Source organism: Pseudomonas sp. MWU12-3103b (genome assembly GCF_023100615.1).
GTDB classification, from domain to species: domain Bacteria; phylum Pseudomonadota; class Gammaproteobacteria; order Pseudomonadales; family Pseudomonadaceae; genus Aquipseudomonas; species Aquipseudomonas putida_A.
Window position 1 is genome coordinate 156,430 of the sequence record NZ_JALMEY010000001.1, and the last position, 17,190, is coordinate 173,619.

Consider the following 17,190-nt stretch of genomic DNA (forward strand, 5'->3'; position numbering starts at 1 on the left):
TGTTGATTTGAAGATGGGTGGAAGATGGCCTCCATCGGCGCTGCCATCCCGAACGGCGCCCTCTCCAGCGGAGTCGACCATGCAAGCGATCAAACTCTACAACTTCCCGCGTTCCGGCCACGCCCATCGGGTAGAGCTGATGCTGTCCCTGCTGCAGTTGCCGACCGAATTGATCCTGGTCGATCTGGCCAAGGGCGAGCACAAGCAGGCGCCGTATCTGGCAATCAACAGTTTTGGCCAAGTGCCGGCGATTGACGACGGCGGTGTGGTGCTGGCCGACTCCAACGCGATTCTGGTGTATCTGGCGCTCAAGTACGGCAATGGCCGCTGGCTGCCCACCGATCCGGTCGGCGCGGCGCAGGTGCAGCGCTGGTTGTCGGCCGCTGCAGGGCCGATTGCTTTCGGACCTGCTGCTGCACGTTTGGTGACGGTGTTTGGCGCACAGTTGAATGCTGAAGAAGCGATTACCCGTGCGCACAACCTGCTCAAAGTGATGGAGGTGGAACTGGGCAAGACCCCGTATCTGGCCGGCAGCGAGCCGACCATCGCTGACGTGTCCGCCTACAGCTACATCGCCCATGCGCCGGAAGGCAACGTGTCGCTGGACGACTACGCCAACGTGCGTGCCTGGCTGGCGCGTATCGAAGCCTTGCCCGGTTTTGTCGGCATGCCGCGCACGGTCGCCGGTCTGCAAAAGACTGCCTGAGAGGTCGGCCCGATCTGATCGAGTTATCCACAATGCGCCGGCGGCGCGGGGAGATGCGTGATGGAACGTTCACCGTGGCACGCTGGCGAGCAACAACTGCAGGCCCATGTCGGCGTTGCCGAGCGCATGGAGGCCTTCGGCCGAAAAGTGATTCGTGACTGGATGCCGGATCAGCACCGCGCCTTTTATGAGCAGTTACCGTTCATGCTGTACGGCGCGGTCGATACCGACGGGCGTCCTTGGGCCAGTGTGCTCGAAGGCGCGCCGGGGTTTGCGCATTCGCCTGATCCCGAGCATCTGCATTTCGCCAGCCAACCCGCTGCCGATGATCCGGCGCAATTGCGCAATGGCGAGCCGATCGGGTTGCTCGGCATTGAATTGCATACCCGCCGCCGCAATCGCCTCAACGGTCATGTCGACAATCTGACCGTGCAGGGTTTCGATGTGAGCGTGGATCAGGCTTTCGGCAACTGTCCGCAATACATTCAACTGCGCCAGTTCCAGCGCGTGCCGCTGAGCGATCCGCAGACGCGGCCAGCGCAGCACGACGACGGTCTTGATGACGCAGCCAGAGCCATGATCGAAAGCGCCGATACCTTCTTTGTCGCCAGTTACGTCGATGTGGACGGACAACGTGCGGTGGATGTTTCCCATCGTGGCGGGCAGGCCGGGTTTGTCCGGGTTGAAGGTAATCGTCTGACCATCCCGGATTTTGCCGGCAACCTGCACTTCAACACGCTCGGCAACCTGCTGCTCAATCCCAAGGCCGGCCTGCTGTTCATCGACTTTTCCACAGGCGATGTGCTGCAACTGAGCGGGCGGACCGAAATCATCCTCGACGGGCCGCAGATCGAAGCGTTCCAGGGCGCCGAGCGCCTCTGGACATTCGAGGTAGAGAGACTGGTGCGGCGCCCGGCGGCACTGGCCCTGCGCTGGCGCTTCGACGGCATGTCGCCCACCAGTCTGCTGACCGGCACCTGGGCCCAGGCCGATGCACGTTTGCAGGCCAAAGCGCTGGGTGACCGCTGGCGGCCGCTGCGGGTGACCCGCATCGAAAGGGAGAGCCAGCACATCCGCTCGATTTATCTGCAACCGGACGATGGCGCAGGGATGCCGGTGTTTCAGGCTGGCCAGCATCTGCCGTTGCGCTTCACTCTGGATGGTGAAACGCATATTCGCACTTATAGCCTGTCGAGTGCGCCATCGGATGATTTCCTGCGCATCAGTGTGAAACGCGAGGGCCTGGTTTCAGGCCATTTGCACCAGCAGATCCGGGTCGGCGATGTTCTTGAGGCACGGGCGCCACAGGGGCACTTCACGGTGGCGCCACTGGAACACCGGCCGCTGGTGCTGCTGGCGGCGGGGGTTGGCATCACGCCGTTGCTGTCGATGCTGCGTGAGGTGGTGTACCAAGGTCTGCGCACCCGGCGGATTCGGCCGACGTGGTTGCTGCAGAGTTCGCGCAGCCTGGCCGATCAGCCGTTTCGCGAGGAACTCGATCGCGTGCTGGAAAGTGCTGGCGATGCGGTACGGGTGATTCGCCTGCTCAGTCAGCCGGAGGCCGACGTGCATGAAGGCGAAGATTTCGACCGCCATGGGCGCATTGATCGGGCACTGCTGCGTGATCTGCTGGAGGTCGAAGATTACGACCAGATCGATTTTGCTGTCTGTGGGCCCGGCGCTTTTACCCAAAGTGTCTACGACAGTCTGCGCGAGCTGGACATTCGCGACGCGCGGATCCATGCCGAGACCTTCGGCCCGTCGACGCTCAAGCGCCAGCCGGACCCGGATGCGGCGGTCATCGAGCAACCACCGGCGGCCATCACGTCTGTGCCGGTGATGTTTGAGCGTTCGGCCAAAGAGGCGCGCTGGCAGCCGGACGGCGGCAGTCTGCTGGAGCTCGCAGAAAGCCGTGGCCTGCGCCCCGAGTTCAGTTGCCGTGGAGGTTCGTGCGGCACCTGCAAGACACGTCTGGTCAGTGGCGCGGTGAATTATCCACAGCCCCCGGCAGACCTGCCGGAAGCGGGGCAGGTGCTGATTTGTTGCGCGGTGCCGGCGCAGAGTGAGCAGTTGTTGGTGCTAGATCTCTAACGGCTCATTTGAAATCACTACACCCCCCCTGTGGGAGCGGGCTTGCTCGCGAAGGCGTCAGATCAGTCGACATCATTGTTTACTGAAAGACCGCTTTCGCGAGCAAGCCCGCTCCCACAGGGTGATGTGTTTCAGCAACGGGATCAGGCGTAAGACAGGTCTTTCTCTTCGAGCAACTCCTGATACAACTCGGTCCACTTGCGGCCCATTTCATCGGCGGTAAACAACTGCCGGTAACGCGCCTCGGCCTTTATGCCCATGGCTGCTGCGCGTTCGGGGTTTTCCCAGAGGCTGCGCATTGCCTCGCGAAACGCCTGAGGGTTGCTCGGTGGCACCACCAGCCCGGTTTCGTTGTGGATATTGATGTAGCTGGTGCCGGTACCGATTTCGCTGGAGATCATTGGTTTGCCGTACATCGCGCCTTCGAGCAGCGAAATGCCGAACGCTTCGGAACGCAGGTGCGACGGGAACACGATGGCGTAGCTCAGTTGCAGCAGGGCGACCTTGTCTTCATCGCCCAGGCGCCCGAGAAAGTGGATGTTACGCAGCCCCAGCGCAGCAGCCTGGGCGTGCAACTCCAGTTCCAGCGGCCCGGCACCGACGATCACCACCGGATAGTCCACGTCCTTCAAGGCGTCGAGCAGGATGTGCAGACCTTTGTAATAACGCATGACCCCGACGAACAGGAAAAACTTATCCCCAAGCTGCTGGCGCCAGCGATTCATCCGTTCGCTGTCGGCCTGTGGATAACCGGCCTTGTTCAAACCGTATGGAATCACCCGGGTCTTGTTCTGAAACTGCTGCAGCACGTCGCTGGTGTGCAGGTAGTTCGGCGAGGCCGCGACAATCCGGTCGGCGCTGGCGAGGAAGCGGTTCATCAGCGGTCGGTAGAGTTTGAGCAGATGCTTCTGACGAATAATGTCCGAGTGGTAGGTCACCACGCTCGGTTTGTTCATGCCGCTGGCAAAGTGCACCAGGTCCATGAACGGCCATGGAAAGTGATAGTTGACCACATCGGCTTCGGCGGCCAGCTCGCGAAACTGTTTGAACACGCTCCAGGAAAACCCGGTGGAGGCGAACTGAATATCGAGTCTGGCGCGATGCACTTCGTGTTGACCCAGTTGCACCACAGGCGGGGTCGGGTCGGCGCTGAGTGTCAGCACCTGGCCGTCGATACCGTGATGCGCACCGCTTTCGCACAGTTGAAATATCACCTGCTCGATACCGCCGACCGAGTCAGGCAAGTAGGTTTTGAAAAAATGAAGAACTCGCATTCAACCTCCCATGGCCTGGCGGTAGGCACCGGCCGTGGCCTGTGCGCAGCGCTGCCAGGAAAAAAGCCGCGCCCGCTGCAATCCGGCTTCTCGGCATGCTTGCCAATGCACCTGATCGTCGAGCAGACGGATCAGCGCGTCGCGCAAGCCGTCTGCATTGTCAGGTTCAATATAGTTGCCCGCGTCGCCCGCGACTTCCGGCATGGCCGAAGCGCGGGTGAGTACCACCGGCGTGCCGCTGGCCATCGCCTCCAACACCGGCAGGCCAAAGCCTTCGTATAACGAAGGAAAAATCAGCGCCCGGGCACCGGCCAACAGCTGGGCCAGGTGTTCATCGGGCAAGTAGCCGAGCAGGCACACATGCCCGCTTGCCAATGCCTGACGCAGTTCGGCGCTGAACTGTTCGCGCTGCCAGCCAGCCATGCCGACGATCAGCAGCGGAAAGCGTTGGCGCACGGCCTCCGGCAGCAAGGCATGGGCGCGCAGGGCCAGCCGCAGATTCTTGCGTGGCTCCAGCGTCCCGACACAGAGGAAATACTCCCGCGCCGTAACGGCATGGGCCTTGAGTACCGGGTCGATGGTGTGTGCATCGCGCGGATGAAAGCGCTCGGCCACGCCCAAGGGAGCGACCACGAAACGTTCAGCGGGCAGGCCGAAACAGCTTTGAGCTTCGTCGGCGATCGCTTGTGAATCGGTGAGGATCACTTGTGCCTGCCGCACGCCGGTAGCCAGTCGGCGCTCGATCTCTTGCAAACGTGCCGGCGGCTGAGTTTCGGGGTAATGCAGGTGCGTCAGGTCGTGCAGGGTGATCACGGTCGGGCCGTCGAAGGCCAGTGGCCACAGACTCGGTTCGTGATACAGATCGATGCCATGCGCGCGCGCCTGATCGAAACGCTTTTGTTCCAGCCAGCGCCGCGCCTGATAAGCCCCGGGGATCTGCCGCAGCAGTGGCGTCAGGCGCGAATAACCGGGCATCGCCGCCTCCGGCAAGGCCGAACTCCAGCCCCAGCCGTGGAACAACTCAATTTCGATATCGGTATCGCTGCGCAACGCATTCACCAACTCGGCGACGTAGTGGCCGATGCCGGTGCGCGGTGCCTGCAGGATCCGGGCATTAAGGGCAATGCGCATGCGGCCTCGCTGGCGCCAATGGCGCTTGCACTGCATTGCGTACGGTGCGCTCGGCCAGTTGCGCACTCGCCTCGTGCCAGTCGATCCAGCGCCAGTCCGCCACATCGCGAGCAGCGGGGAATTGGCCACTCTGCAGGAACCGCATGATCAAGTCAGCGAGGCTTTGCGGATCCTGCAAATCGAAATAGGCCATGAATTCGCCGCCGATTTCGCGGAACACTGCAATGTCGCTGCCCATCGCCGGCAAGCCACGCTGCATGGCTTCCACCAGCGGCAGGCCAAAGCCTTCGACAAACGAAGGGAATACCAGCGCACTGGCGTGGGCGTAGGCATGTTCGAGGCTGGTGTCGCTCAAGTCGTTGAACATGAACAGGCGGCGATTCAGTTCGGGATGACTGCGCACCCGGGCGAGCAGGGCGTCGCACTTCCAGCCGATGCGCCCGGCGATGCACAGACGCGCCGGGGAGCCGGCGGTCCAAGCCCGTTCGAAGGCATCGAGCAGGTATGCGTGGTTCTTGCGCGGCTCAATGGTACTGACCATCAGGAACAGCGGCTCCGGTGTATTGAACAGCTGTTGCAGGCGCGGTTCGACGGTTTCCCCGGCGCTGTGCAGATCCAGTTCGGAACCGAGGTGAAAATAATCGAACCAGCGTTTTTCGGCCTGTACCGTGCCGATCCGTTGCTGCAGTTCGGCGCGCACCTGATCGCGTACCGTGGCGGAAATGGCCAGGTAGCCGTCGGCCGTGCGGGTGATCCAGTCGAACCATTCACTGAAGACCTGCACCAGCCGCGTGTCGTAGAACTGCGGGTGGGTCAGCGGTATCAAGTCGTAGATAACCGCGACGATACCGACACCCTCGCGCTTGAGCTGTTCGGCGTGGGAGAAAAAGTCCGAGTGCCAGGACGAATCCAGCAGCACCAGTTGGTCTCCGGGCTGATGCTGCAAGGGGGCACAGCGTTTTGGCAGTTGCTGGCGGTTGATCCGCTCGATCAGCCGCAGGGGTACGCCAAATGCCGCGAAAGCGCTCAGCCGATAGCCGACGTACAACAGGCGTCGTGGGGTTTTTGCCTGCAGGCGGCTGTCGATGCGCTGATGCCATTGCCAGAAACGGTGCGCAAGGCGTTCCAGTCGTTCGCCGAATGTCGCAATGGCGTTGAACAGCGGCGCGTCCAGCGGGGCCAGGCGCGTGACCCGATACAGCCGGCCCCTCAGCGAAATGACCGGCAGGCACTCGACATCACCCACCCGCTCCGGCAATTGCTTGATGACGTTGCGCACCACGCGTTGAATACCGGAGTTGATCTTCGGGTGTTTGAAGACGTGGGTGCACTCGACCAACAGGCGGGTCATGGCGCACGCTCGGTCAGCGCTGCCTCGGTGTGAGGGGTGATCGTCGTGTTGGCATTGAGCCAGGAACAGCCGACGAAATCTTCCTGGCGGTTGTTGATCACGTGAAACACCAGACCGTAATCGCGCCATTCGAAGTTGCGGTCCAGATGCGAGTCCAGGCGCGACAGGCTCAACGATACCGAATAGTTGCCCTTGCCCAGCCCCATGACGAAGGCGAAGCGATAAGTGAAGCGTTCGCCGGCGCGCAGATCGGTCAGGGCCTTGTTCAGGCGATGGGTGTTGATGCCATACATCATCTGGCCCAGACGATCCTTGAGGATGAAGCCGAGCACCAGCCGTTCAATGTCGCGGCGAACTTCGACCTGCACTTCCAGTACCACTGGCTGGCCGACCTCGGCAGCGTCGATGGCGCGATCGTGTTCGTCCAGCAGGCGCACACTCAGAATGCCTGCCTCGCCGGTGCCGGACACGGTCTGCACTTCGCCGCCGGCGAGCATTTCCTGGCGCACGATCTGACCTTCGCGCTCGGCCATCAAGGCGTTGTAATAGTCGAGCACCACTTCCGGTTTGTCGTACATGGCCATGTGGCCGTCCTTGAGCAGGATCGCCGAATCGCAGATCGACTGGATGGCCGAGCGGTCGTGGGAGACGATCAGCAGGGTCGTGCCGGCCTTGCGGAAGCTGCGAATGCGTTCGAAGCTCTTGTGCTGAAAGTAGGCGTCGCCCACCGACAGGGCCTCGTCGACGATCAGAATGTCCGGACGCCGCGCGGTGGCGACGCTGAAGGCCAGGCGCATCTGCATGCCGCTGGAGTAGGTGCGCACGGGGTGGTCGATGGCTTCGCCGATTTCTGCGAAGTGTTCGATGTCAGGCATCAGCGCTTCGATTTCGCCAACCTGCAGGCCCAGCAACTGCCCGGCCATGATCGCGTTCTGGCGCCCGGTAAAGTCCGGGTGAAAACCCATGCCCAGCTCCAGCAATGCCGCTACGCGCCCTTCAATCTCGATTTTGCCGCAGGTGGGTTGAGTGGTACCGGTGATCATCTTCAGCAAAGTGCTTTTGCCCGCACCGTTGGCGCCGACGATACCCACGGCCTCGCCGGGGGCAATCTCGAAAGCGACATCCTGCAGCACCCAATGCTCGCGGTGGCGCACCGGGGAAAACGGGATCAGCCATTCCGCCAGACGGCTCCAGCGTGTCGGATACTGTTTATAAGCCTTGCCCAGGCCCGTTACGCGTATCAGTCCCATCAGAGTTCATCCACCATTTCACCGACGCGCTGGCGGAACAACCGCAGGGCGATCAGACACATCACCACCGCGACGATGAACACCGGTAAAAGCGAGTTCCAGACCGGCCATTGCCCATACAGGAACAGGTTCTGATAGCTGCCGATCAGGCTGGTCATCGGGTTGAGTTGCAGCAGCCGCTGGACCCACTCCGGGAGGATGGTGATCGGATACACGATCGGCGTCAGCCAGAACCAGAACTGCAGGCAGATGGCGAAGAGCTGGCCGACATCGCGAAAGAATACATTCAACACGCCGAGGATCATGCCCAGACCAGCGCAGAACAGCATCTGCAGCGCAATCAGGGGAATCAGCGCCAGGAGCGCCATACCGGGCCAACGCCCGCTGATCAATAGAAATCCAAGGAACAGGCCGATGATGATGGCGAAATTGATCGCCGCATTGCACAGCACGATCACCGGCAGGCAGATGCGGGGGAAGCTGATTTTCTTCAGCAGGTTGGCGTTATCCAGAAACATGGTCTGGCTGCGCAGGGTGATTTCCGAAAACATTCCCCAGGCGAGCAGCCCGGCGCAGAGATAGACACTGTAGGCCATGCTGTCATCCACGCCCGGCAGGCGGGCGCGCATGATGTGAGAAAAGATCACGGTGTAGACGATGATCATCGACAGTGGATTGAACACGGGCCACAAGGCGCCGAGCAGCGAATTGCGATAACGCGCTTGAAACTCTCGCTGTACGCTGCCGAGGATGAATCCTCGATAGCTGTAAAGCGAGCGGTACAGGGAAAGCAGCATCAAACCGTCCTGCCGTATTGGTCTTCGAAGCGCACGATATCGTCTTCACCCAGGTATTCGCCGCTTTGCACTTCGATGATCACCAGGTCGATCACGCCGGGGTTTTCCAGGCGATGGCGATGGCCGGCGGCAATGAACGTCGATTCGTTCTTGGCCACCAGATGCGTGCCGCTGCCGTTGTTGGTGACCTTGGCCATGCCTTCGACCACCACCCAGTGTTCGTTGCGGTGATGATGCATTTGCAGCGACAGCTTGCCGCCGGGCTTGACCACGATGCGCTTGATCTTGAAGCGCGGGCCTTCCTCGAGCACGGTGTAGGTGCCCCACGGACGGCTGACCGTGCGATGCAGGCGATAGGCTTCGTGGGATTTTTCCTTGAGCTGCTTGGCGACGCGCCGCACATCCTGGGCGCGATCGGCGTGGGCCACCAGCACGGCGTCGGCGGTGTCGACGATGATCAGGTTATCCACACCCACGGCGGCCACCAGTCGGCCTTCGCTCTGCACGAAGTTGTTGTGGCTGTCGATGAACACCGCTTCGCCGCTGGCGCGATTGTTGTCGGCATCGGCCGGCACCAGCGCCGCCACAGCGCCCCATGAACCGATGTCGCTCCAGTCGAAACCGGCGGGCACCACCACGACTTTGTCGGAGCGTTCCATCAGCGCGTAATCGATGGAGATGTCGGTGATCTCAGCGAACAGTGTCGGCGACAGTTCCTGTTGCAGACAGCCGACGGTTTCCACCGCGGCGCTGGCCTGCATGCAGGCGCGGGTCTGTTCCAGCAACTCTGGCGCGTGCAATTGCAGTTCGTTGATCAGGGTCGCGGTGGTGAAGCAGAACATGCCCGAGTTCCACAGGAAGTTGCCGCTTTCCAGGTAATGGGTGGCGGTCTGCAGGTCGGGCTTTTCCACGAAACGCTGCACTTTCGCTGCGCCTTTGGCGTCCAGCGGTGCGCCGGTTTCGATGTAGCCGAAGCCGGTTTCCGGGGCGGTCGGCACAACACCGAAGGTCACCAGATAACCGTCCTTCGCCAGGTTGACCGCGTGTTCGACGGCGCTCTTGAGCGCTTCCTGATTAACGATCAAATGGTCGGCGGGCATCACCACCATGATTGCATCGTCGCCGTGCAGCGCCTGCAGCGACAGGGCGGCGGCGGCAATCGCCGGGGCGGTGTTGCGCCCGGTCGGCTCCAGCAGGAAGTGCCCGCGATGGCGCGACACGTGGGCGGCGCAATAGTGATCCTTGCTCTGGAAGTAGTACTCGCGGTTGGTCACCGTGACGATGTCGCCCCAGCCGTCGAGCAGTGCTGCCGCCCGCTGGTAGGTCTTGCCGAGCAGCGACTGCCCGTCGGGCAGGGTCATGAACGGTTTGGGATGGCCCTCGCGGGACACCGGCCACAGACGCGTACCGGCACCGCCGGACAGAATCACGGGAATCAGCATGACCTACTCCTTGGCGACGCGTTTCATATCCGCATCCATCATCATGCGGATCAGGGTGTCCAGGTCGGTTTTCGGTTTCCAGCCCAATACGCGCTGAGCCTTGGCCGGGTTGCCGAGCAGCACTTCGACTTCGGCCGGGCGGAAGAACGCCGGGTCGATCTTCACGTAGTCGCGGTAGTTCAGGCCGACGTGATCGAAGGCGATGCGGCACATCTCGCGCACGGTGGTGGTGACGCCGGTGGCGACCACGAAATCGTCAGGCTTGTCCTGTTGCAGCATCAGCCACATGGCTTCGACGTAGTCGCCGGCAAAGCCCCAGTCGCGCTTGGCGTCGATGTTGCCCAGGGCCAGTTCCTGCTGCTTGCCCTGTTTGATGCGGGCGGCGGCGTCGGTGACCTTGCGGGTAACGAATTCGATGCCGCGTAGCGGCGATTCATGGTTGAACAGGATGCCGCTGCTGGCGTGCAGGTCGAAGCTTTCACGGTAGTTGACGGTGATCCAGTGACCGTAGAGTTTGGCCACGCCGTAGGGGCTGCGCGGGTAGAACGGGGTGTTCTCGTCCTGTTGCTCGGCCTGGATCAGACCGAACATTTCGCTGGTGGAGGCCTGATAGAAACGCGTGTGCGGGCTGAACTGGCGGATCGCTTCGAGCAAGTGGGTGACGCCCAGGCCATCGACGATGCCGGTGGTCACCGGCTGATTCCAGGAAGCGGCAACGAAGCTTTGTGCAGCGAGGTTGTAGACCTCGTCCGGCGCCGACTGAATGACTGCACGTTGTACCGAGCAGGCATCGGCCATGTCACCGTCCAGGTAGACGATGTCGCCTTCGACGCCCATCTCGCGCAAGCGCCAGCGCGAATCGCTGCTACGGCGTGCTACCAGGCCGTGAACCTTGTAACCCTTGTCGAGCAGCAACCTGGCCAGATATGCGCCGTCCTGGCCGGTGATCCCCGTGATCAGTGCACTTTTCATTGTTGTTTTACTCGCTGCTCCCAGTCGGACAGGATCGCCCGCAGGGATTGTTGTGTGGTGATTGCCGGTGCCCAGCCCGTGGTCTGGACCAGCTTTGCGTGACTGCCGCAAACGCGACGCTGATCGGCGCGCCGCATGCGTGCCGGATCCTGCACCAGTTGCACTTCGACCTGCGCCAGATCGCCCAACTGCTCGATCAGACTGCGGATGCTTTGTTCGCGGCCCGAGCAGATGTTGTAGACCTGCCCGGGGGTGCCTTTTTCCAGAAGGGCGAAATAAGCCGTGATCACATCGCCGACATCGAGGAAGTCGCGCGTGACGTCAATGTCGCCGACTTCCAGTCGTGCTGCCTGCAAGCCTTGCTTGATGCGGTTGATCTGGCGTGCGGCGCTGGCGATGACGAAGCTGTCTTTCTGTCCGGCGCCGATATGGTTGTACGGCCGCGCCACCAGCACCGGCCAGCCCTCACTCAGGCCCCATTGCAGGCTGAGAAACTCGGCCGAGAGCTTGCTCACCGCATAGGGGTTGCGCGGGCAGGGCGGTTGCAGTTCGGTGATGGGCAGGGCGCTCTCGTCGACTTGTCCATAGACGTCGCCGGAGCTGACATACAGGAAGGTCCCCCGAAATCCGCGGGCCTTGAGGGCCTGCAACAGATTGAGGGTACCCAGCAGATTGATCTCGAGCGTACGGGCCGGGTCACGGAAGGCTTCGGGAACGAAGGTCTGACCAGCGAGGTGAATCACCGCGTCGGGCAATTGTGGCCACAGGTCGACGAGGCTCGCCGCTGACGTGAGATCGTAGGGTGCGGTGGCAGGCAGCAGTTCCCACGTCGAGTCAGGCTGGGCCAGACGCGACTGGATATGTTGTCCCACGAACCCACTGAGGCCCGTGACGAACAGACGCTTTTTCAAACAGCGACCCCTTGGTCTTTAACATTCGCCACTTTCCCACAGGCTTTGAGGGGAAGTCTGTCAGGCCGCATGAAAAAGGCCGACAGGATGACAGGCGAAGTCGTTGTTGTAGTTGTTTGTTACCAATCTGTGCCAAATGCTTGGCAATTTCAACAGTGCAAACCGTGACTGGTCAGTTCTCGTCAGAGTAGACGGATTTATTCTCGCCGGGCGGTTCACGAATCCGCGACGGATGTGTTTAGAATGCCCCTCGTCGCGTTCAACAGGGGTTGTTCAGCCCCAGTCAAACCGACCACTAAAAACAAGAACAAAGACGGGCTGGAAGATGCAGGACGAGTGTCGGCATGCCGACCACGATTCAGCGCTTCGCCGTCATGGATTGAAGCAGCCGGGATGGCGGCTTCATCGTGGGATGCCATGAACTTCATTCTTTACTCGGACGTCAACGACCGTTCCATCAGCCAGAGTCTCGGGCGTCCCGAATACAGTTACTACTTCGTGCTCAAGGCTTATCGCCCAGTGCTGGAAAGCCTTGGGCGGGTGCATGTGGTGTCCGCCATCACCGAGGTTGATCCGCTCTTTCGCCAATTGCGCGAGGCGGGCGAAGACAGCCTGTTTCTCTCTTTCACCCCGCCGCAAAATACGCCGACCGATCTCGAGTGTCCGACCCTGTGTGTGGTGGCCTGGGAGTTCGATTCGATCCCGGACGAGATCTGGGACAACGATCCGCGCCACGACTGGACGCAGATGCTGGCCCGACAAGGGCGGGTGATTACTCTGTCCAGCCATACTGCCCGGGCGATTCGCCGGGCGCTGGGCGAGGACTTTCCGGTACTGGTGTTGCCGACACCGTTATGGGAGAACTTTGCGGCGATTCGTCAGCAGCAAGTTCCGGCGCCGGTCAATCCAGGCACGGCGCTGGCGATCAAGGGCTGCATTTTCGACAGCCGTACGCTGGCGCTCTCAGCCGATGACCTGCTGCCCAAACCACTGACCGCCGAGCAACTGGCCGCGATCGAGGCACAGCGACCTCCTCCGCTGACCTTCAAACGGCGCCTGGTCATCGCCCGGCACTACCTGCGCCAGTGGCGCCTGGATGCAGGCCGCGAACAGCAACAGCCGCGGGTGAAGTTTCTGCATCACTGGTATTGGGAGGGACTGCGTGATCTTTTCTCACGCAGGGCGCATGCCTGGCTGGAGCGACAGCTGCCGAGTATCGCCGGTCCACAGGCGGTGGCAGTGGTCGAACCGCCGCCGCTGGATCTGCCGGACACCACGTCGGTGGTCGACACCACGGTCGACGGTGTGGTCTACGTCACCGTGTTCAACCCCAAAGATGGCCGCAAGAACTGGCATCAACTGATCACCGCGTTTTGCTGGGCGTTTCGGGAAACGGCCGATGCGACGCTGGTATTGAAAATCACCCAGAACGACCTGGCGTCTTACTACAGCGAATTAATGACCCTGTTGGCGCAGCTCTCACCCTTTGCCTGCAGGGTGGTGGTGTTGCACGGTTATCTGGATGACGCCCAGTACACCCGGCTTTACGCCGCTGCCAGTTACTACGTCAACGCCTCGCGCTGTGAGGGCCTGTGTCTGCCGTTGATGGAGTTCATGTCCAGTGGCAAACCGGTAATCGCCCCGGACCACACGGCCATGGAAGACTACATCGACGACAGCGTCGCCTTCGTGATCAAGTCCAGCGAAGAACCCGCCATCTGGCCGCAGGACTCGCGGCTGATTTACCGCACCCTGCGCCACCGCCCGGATTGGGCTTCGCTGAAACAAGCCTACGAGGACAGCTACCGCATGGCCAAAGACCAGCCGGAGCGGTACCGGCAGATGTCGGCGGCAGCGGTCGAGCGCATGCATGACTACTGCGCTTTTGCCCCCGTGCAAACGCGCATGGCGGAATTTTTCGGGCTTGCACCGCATCCCGCCAATGCTGCGTCAGTGACGGAAAACGCCTCATGCTGATCATCATTCATTCGGAAACCAACCAGCACACCATTGCCCAGAATCTGGGGCGCTCGGAGTACAGCTATTACTTCGTGCTCAAGGAGTATCGCCCGGTACTCGAGCGTCTCGGACGCGTGGTGGAAGTGGCCGATCCGCTGACCGAAGTCGACGCGCTTTACGAGGAATGCCGCGCCAGTGGCGAGCCGTGCGTCTTCCTGTCGTTCTCGCCGCCCCATCGCACGCCGGTACACCTGATGTGTCCGACTTTGCCGGTGTTTGCGTGGGAGTTCAGCACCATCCCCAATGAGCCGTTTGCCGGTGAGCCGCGCAACGACTGGCGCACGGTGCTGCAGGCTTGCGGAGCGGCGATCACCCATTCCAGCTACACCGTTAACGCGGTGCGCGAGGCAATGGACAGCGATTACCCGATCGTCGCGGTGCCTGCGCCGGTATGGGATCGCTTTGCCGCCCGCGGTGCGCCGTTGCAGGGCCAGCCACCGATTGGACCGGTACGGTTGAAGATCAAGGGATTGGTGGCCGACAGTCGCAAACTTGACGTGAACGCATTCGCCCCCCGGCCTTTGCGCACGGGCAAGGGACTCGATTTCCATGCGCCGGTCAGGGAGCAGGAGTTGCTGCTCGACGGCGTGGTCTACACCTCAGTGTTCAATCCCGGCGATGGGCGCAAGAACTGGGAGGACATGCTCAGTGCATTCTGCGTCACGTTCCGCGAGGTCGAGGACGCAACGCTCGTGCTGAAACTGACGCACCACGATGCCGAAGAAGCGCTGAGCGACATCCTCCACCACCTGTACAAGAATCAGTCCTACCGCTGCCGGATCGTGCTGATCTACGGCTACCTCGCGGACGCCGATTATGAGCGCCTGGTGCAGGCGACCCGTTATGTGGTCAACACGTCCTACGGCGAGGGCCAGTGCCTGCCGTTGATGGAATTCATGTCCTGCGGCAAACCGGCGGTGGCGCCGCGTACGACGGCAATGATCGATTACCTGAGTGCCGACAACGCCTTTCTGATCGACTCCACCGACGAGCTCACGGCCTGGCCGCATGACCCGCGCAAGGCCTTCCGCACCCTGCGTTATGTGACTAACTGGACGTCGTTGTGCACGGCCTATCGCGCCAGCTATGCGGTCGCCAAAGACGATCCGCAACGTTATGCACAGATGGCCGCTCAGGCGGTGAGCAGCCTGCAGGATTTCTGCAGTCAGGCGGTGGCCGAGCAGCGGTTGCAGGTGTTTCTGGGGCAGTTGTTCGAACGCCGGTTCGCCTCAGACCCCGAGATGCGCGGGGCATGAACAGCAAACGGATCATGGACATCGAGGTACTGCGCGCGATCGCGGTGCTCGGTGTGCTGTTTCATCACCTGCAGGGCAGCCTGTTCACCGACACCGTGCCGCTGCTGCAAACAGTCCACCATTGGGCGCAGTCCTGGTGGGGCGTTGACCTGTTTTTTGCGATCTCCGGATTTGTCATCGCCCGCAGCCTGATCCCCGCTCTGCAAGGCTGCACGAGCCGTCGACAGTGCTGGGAGCAGACACGCAATTTCTGGCTGCGCCGGGCCTTTCGTTTGTTGCCCTCGGCCTGGCTGTGGCTGGCGCTGATGTTGCTGGCCTGTGTCTTGCTCAATCGCTCAGGTGCGTTCGGCACGCTGCACGCCAACCTGCAGGCGACACTGGCCGGGGTGTTGCAGTACGCCAATTTCCGTTTTGCCGACAGTTTCTTCCAGTACGAATACGGCAGCAGTTTCGTCTACTGGAGCCTGGCACTGGAGGAGCAGTTCTACTTCCTGTTCCCGCTGCTGATTGTCGTGTGTCGCCGACATCTGGGCTGGGTATTGCTGGCGCTGGTCGCGGTGCAACTGTTCACGTTGCGCACCCCCTTGCTGATGGTGGTGCGCACCGATGCCCTGGCCCTCGGCGTATTGCTGGCGATGTGGAGCGCGCAACCGGGTTATTCCCGTTGGGAACCGAGGTTCCTGCGACGGCCGTGGGCCGGAGTTTCGGTACTGACTGTGCTGGCGTTGCTGCTGAGCTACATGGCCACCGACCGCTTCACGTTCGCCTCTTACCGCATCGGCTCGATCGCCGTGCTCAGCGCGCTGCTGGTGTGGATTGCCTCGTACAACCGTGATTACCTGCTGCCGCGCGGAAGGTTGCAACGGCTGATGGCGTGGATCGGCAGCCGTTCCTACGGCATCTACCTGATCCATATTCCGGCCTATCTGCTGGTCCGTGAATTGATCTTCCGCTTGCAGGACGCGGGGCTGCCCAGTCCGGCCGGGCACCCGATTCTCACGGTGCTGATCGCCGGCGGTCTGATCGCGCTGCTCAGCGAATTGAATTACCGATTCATCGAAATGCCGATGCGCAATCGCGGCGCCGCGCTGGTGCGCCGCCTCGGTACGTCGCGAACCGCCGTCCCATCCTCTGGAGCTACCTCATGCTGAGCCTTTTGAAGAAACTTAGGGCAACGTCTCCCGCACCGGTTGCTGTGCCATCTGCCGCCGACAAGGTTGATCCGTACATGCTCGGCCTGTACGACGCAAAGCTCAGTGGCTGGTTCAATCAAGAGACCGACGAGCTGTTCACAGGCTTTCGGGTGAGCGCCGATGACACGTTGCTCGATGTCGGCTGTGGCGACGGCGGTAATGTGCACTTCTGCGGCATGCGCGGGGCGAAGATCATCATTGCCGACATCGACGCGGCCAAAGTCGAGGCCACCCGCCAGCGTCTGAGCGATACCCCGGCGCGTAGCGTCGAATGCCACGTGACCGACTGCAACCCGCTGCCGATTGCCGATGCCACCGCCACCCGCGTGGTCTCCACCGAAGTCATCGAGCATGTCGACGATCCGGCGCAATTTCTTGCCGAACTGGTGCGGGTCGGCAAGCCGGGAGCGCTGTACCTGCTGAGCGTGCCGCATCCCAGCTCGGAAGATTTGCAGAAAGACATTGCCTCGCCGGATTATTTCCAGAAACCCAACCACATTCGCATCATCAGTGAAGAGCAGTTCAAGGCGATGGTCAGTGACGCCGGGCTGGAGATCATCAGCCACAGTCAGTACGGCTTTTACTGGTCGATGTGGATGCTGTTGTTCTGGGAAGCCAAGGTCGAATTCAGTAACCCCGATCACCCGTTGCTCGAGCATTGGGCCAACACCTGGCAAGCGGTGCTCGATTCGCCCCGTGGTGCACAGATCAAGCAGGCGCTGGACGCGGTGGTGGCGAAGAGTCAGGTGATCATTGCCCGCAAGCCCTGAGTGCTTTTGTGTAACCTTGCAGCCTGA

The 17,190-nt window shown here is 61.5% G+C and carries 14 protein-coding genes; 6 read left to right on the forward strand and 8 right to left on the reverse strand.

Annotation, left to right across the window (positions count from 1 at the left end):
• The first annotated feature begins 79 nt into the window (after positions 1-79).
• Both M0808_RS00760 and M0808_RS00765 read left to right on the forward strand, forming a co-directional pair.
• Positions 80-706, forward strand: a complete 627-nt coding sequence (locus M0808_RS00760; protein WP_247839504.1) for a glutathione S-transferase — start codon at positions 80-82, stop codon at positions 704-706.
• Between the two features lie 60 nt (positions 707-766).
• Entirely contained in the window at positions 767-2,797 is a 2,031-nt protein-coding gene (locus M0808_RS00765; RefSeq protein ID WP_247839506.1) for a pyridoxamine 5'-phosphate oxidase family protein, read from the forward strand.
• Positions 2,798-2,940: 143 nt separating this feature from the next.
• On the opposite strand, the gene M0808_RS00770 is transcribed toward M0808_RS00765, so the two are convergent.
• The 8 genes from M0808_RS00770 to M0808_RS00805 are packed head-to-tail and all read right to left on the reverse strand — an operon-like array spanning position 2,941 to position 11,925.
• On the reverse strand, positions 2,941-4,071 hold the full coding sequence (locus tag M0808_RS00770) for a glycosyltransferase family 4 protein (protein ID WP_027610301.1): 1,131 nt from the start codon (positions 4,069-4,071) through the stop codon (positions 2,941-2,943).
• The gene (locus M0808_RS00775) at positions 4,072-5,202 is read right to left on the reverse strand and encodes a glycosyltransferase family 1 protein (protein WP_027610302.1); all 1,131 of its coding nucleotides are present in this window, start codon (positions 5,200-5,202) and stop codon (positions 4,072-4,074) included.
• On the reverse strand, positions 5,186-6,553 hold the full coding sequence (locus M0808_RS00780) for a glycosyltransferase family 1 protein (RefSeq protein ID WP_247839508.1): 1,368 nt from the start codon (positions 6,551-6,553) through the stop codon (positions 5,186-5,188). Before M0808_RS00780 ends, M0808_RS00775 begins: the two co-directional genes overlap by 17 nt.
• A complete protein-coding gene (locus tag M0808_RS00785) occupies positions 6,550-7,803 on the reverse strand; it encodes an ABC transporter ATP-binding protein (RefSeq protein WP_247839510.1) in 1,254 nt (417 codons plus the stop codon). Before M0808_RS00785 ends, M0808_RS00780 begins: the two co-directional genes overlap by 4 nt.
• Positions 7,803-8,600 (reverse strand): ABC transporter permease, encoded by a 798-nt coding sequence (locus M0808_RS00790; RefSeq protein ID WP_027610305.1) that lies wholly within the window; start codon positions 8,598-8,600, stop codon positions 7,803-7,805. The genes M0808_RS00785 and M0808_RS00790 overlap by 1 nt, the downstream gene beginning before the upstream one ends.
• Positions 8,600-10,042, reverse strand: coding sequence for a mannose-1-phosphate guanylyltransferase/mannose-6-phosphate isomerase (locus M0808_RS00795; protein ID WP_247839512.1), 1,443 nt, complete (start codon positions 10,040-10,042; stop codon positions 8,600-8,602). Before M0808_RS00795 ends, M0808_RS00790 begins: the two co-directional genes overlap by 1 nt.
• Before the next feature lie 3 nt (positions 10,043-10,045).
• Positions 10,046-11,014, reverse strand: a complete 969-nt coding sequence (gene gmd, locus M0808_RS00800; RefSeq protein ID WP_027610307.1) for a GDP-mannose 4,6-dehydratase — start codon at positions 11,012-11,014, stop codon at positions 10,046-10,048.
• Positions 11,011-11,925 carry a GDP-mannose 4,6-dehydratase gene (locus tag M0808_RS00805; RefSeq protein ID WP_247839514.1) on the reverse strand — a complete coding sequence of 305 codons (915 nt, stop codon included), beginning with the start codon at positions 11,923-11,925 and terminating at the stop codon, positions 11,011-11,013. The genes gmd and M0808_RS00805 overlap by 4 nt, the downstream gene beginning before the upstream one ends.
• Positions 11,926-12,342: 417 nt before the next feature.
• Between M0808_RS00805 and M0808_RS00810 the strand changes: the two genes are divergently transcribed.
• From M0808_RS00810 to M0808_RS00825, 4 genes are read left to right on the forward strand one after another with little or no spacing between them, the layout of a single operon-like run.
• The gene (locus tag M0808_RS00810; protein WP_247839516.1) at positions 12,343-13,902 is read left to right on the forward strand and encodes a glycosyltransferase; all 1,560 of its coding nucleotides are present in this window, start codon (positions 12,343-12,345) and stop codon (positions 13,900-13,902) included.
• The gene (locus M0808_RS00815) at positions 13,896-15,200 is read left to right on the forward strand and encodes a glycosyltransferase (protein ID WP_247839517.1); all 1,305 of its coding nucleotides are present in this window, start codon (positions 13,896-13,898) and stop codon (positions 15,198-15,200) included. The genes M0808_RS00810 and M0808_RS00815 overlap by 7 nt, the downstream gene beginning before the upstream one ends.
• On the forward strand, positions 15,197-16,351 hold the full coding sequence (locus M0808_RS00820) for an acyltransferase (protein ID WP_247839519.1): 1,155 nt from the start codon (positions 15,197-15,199) through the stop codon (positions 16,349-16,351). The genes M0808_RS00815 and M0808_RS00820 overlap by 4 nt, the downstream gene beginning before the upstream one ends.
• The gene (locus M0808_RS00825; protein WP_247839521.1) at positions 16,345-17,163 is read left to right on the forward strand and encodes a class I SAM-dependent methyltransferase; all 819 of its coding nucleotides are present in this window, start codon (positions 16,345-16,347) and stop codon (positions 17,161-17,163) included. The genes M0808_RS00820 and M0808_RS00825 overlap by 7 nt, the downstream gene beginning before the upstream one ends.
• The last annotated feature ends 27 nt before the right edge of the window (positions 17,164-17,190 follow it).

Excerpts from the sequence above, each read along its gene's own strand:
- M0808_RS00815 (WP_247839517.1), top strand. The coding sequence starts at position 13,896 with ATGCTGATCATCATTCATTCGGAAACCAACCAGCACACCATTGCCCAG.
- M0808_RS00820 (WP_247839519.1), top strand. The coding sequence starts at position 15,197 with ATGAACAGCAAACGGATCATGGACATCGAGGTACTGCGCGCGATCGCG.
- M0808_RS00765 (WP_247839506.1), top strand. The coding sequence starts at position 767 with ATGGAACGTTCACCGTGGCACGCTGGCGAGCAACAACTGCAGGCCCAT.
- M0808_RS00790 (WP_027610305.1), bottom strand. The coding sequence starts at position 8,600 with ATGCTGCTTTCCCTGTACCGCTCGCTTTACAGCTATCGAGGATTCATC.
- M0808_RS00795 (WP_247839512.1), bottom strand. The coding sequence starts at position 10,042 with ATGCTGATTCCCGTGATTCTGTCCGGCGGTGCCGGTACGCGTCTGTGG.
- gmd (WP_027610307.1), bottom strand. The coding sequence starts at position 11,014 with ATGAAAAGTGCACTGATCACGGGGATCACCGGCCAGGACGGCGCATAT.
- M0808_RS00780 (WP_247839508.1), bottom strand. The coding sequence starts at position 6,553 with ATGACCCGCCTGTTGGTCGAGTGCACCCACGTCTTCAAACACCCGAAG.
- M0808_RS00775 (WP_027610302.1), bottom strand. The coding sequence starts at position 5,202 with ATGCGCATTGCCCTTAATGCCCGGATCCTGCAGGCACCGCGCACCGGC.
- M0808_RS00785 (WP_247839510.1), bottom strand. The coding sequence starts at position 7,803 with ATGGGACTGATACGCGTAACGGGCCTGGGCAAGGCTTATAAACAGTAT.
- M0808_RS00810 (WP_247839516.1), top strand. The coding sequence starts at position 12,343 with ATGAACTTCATTCTTTACTCGGACGTCAACGACCGTTCCATCAGCCAG.
- M0808_RS00760 (WP_247839504.1), top strand. The coding sequence starts at position 80 with ATGCAAGCGATCAAACTCTACAACTTCCCGCGTTCCGGCCACGCCCAT.
- M0808_RS00770 (WP_027610301.1), bottom strand. The coding sequence starts at position 4,071 with ATGCGAGTTCTTCATTTTTTCAAAACCTACTTGCCTGACTCGGTCGGC.
- M0808_RS00825 (WP_247839521.1), top strand. The coding sequence starts at position 16,345 with ATGCTGAGCCTTTTGAAGAAACTTAGGGCAACGTCTCCCGCACCGGTT.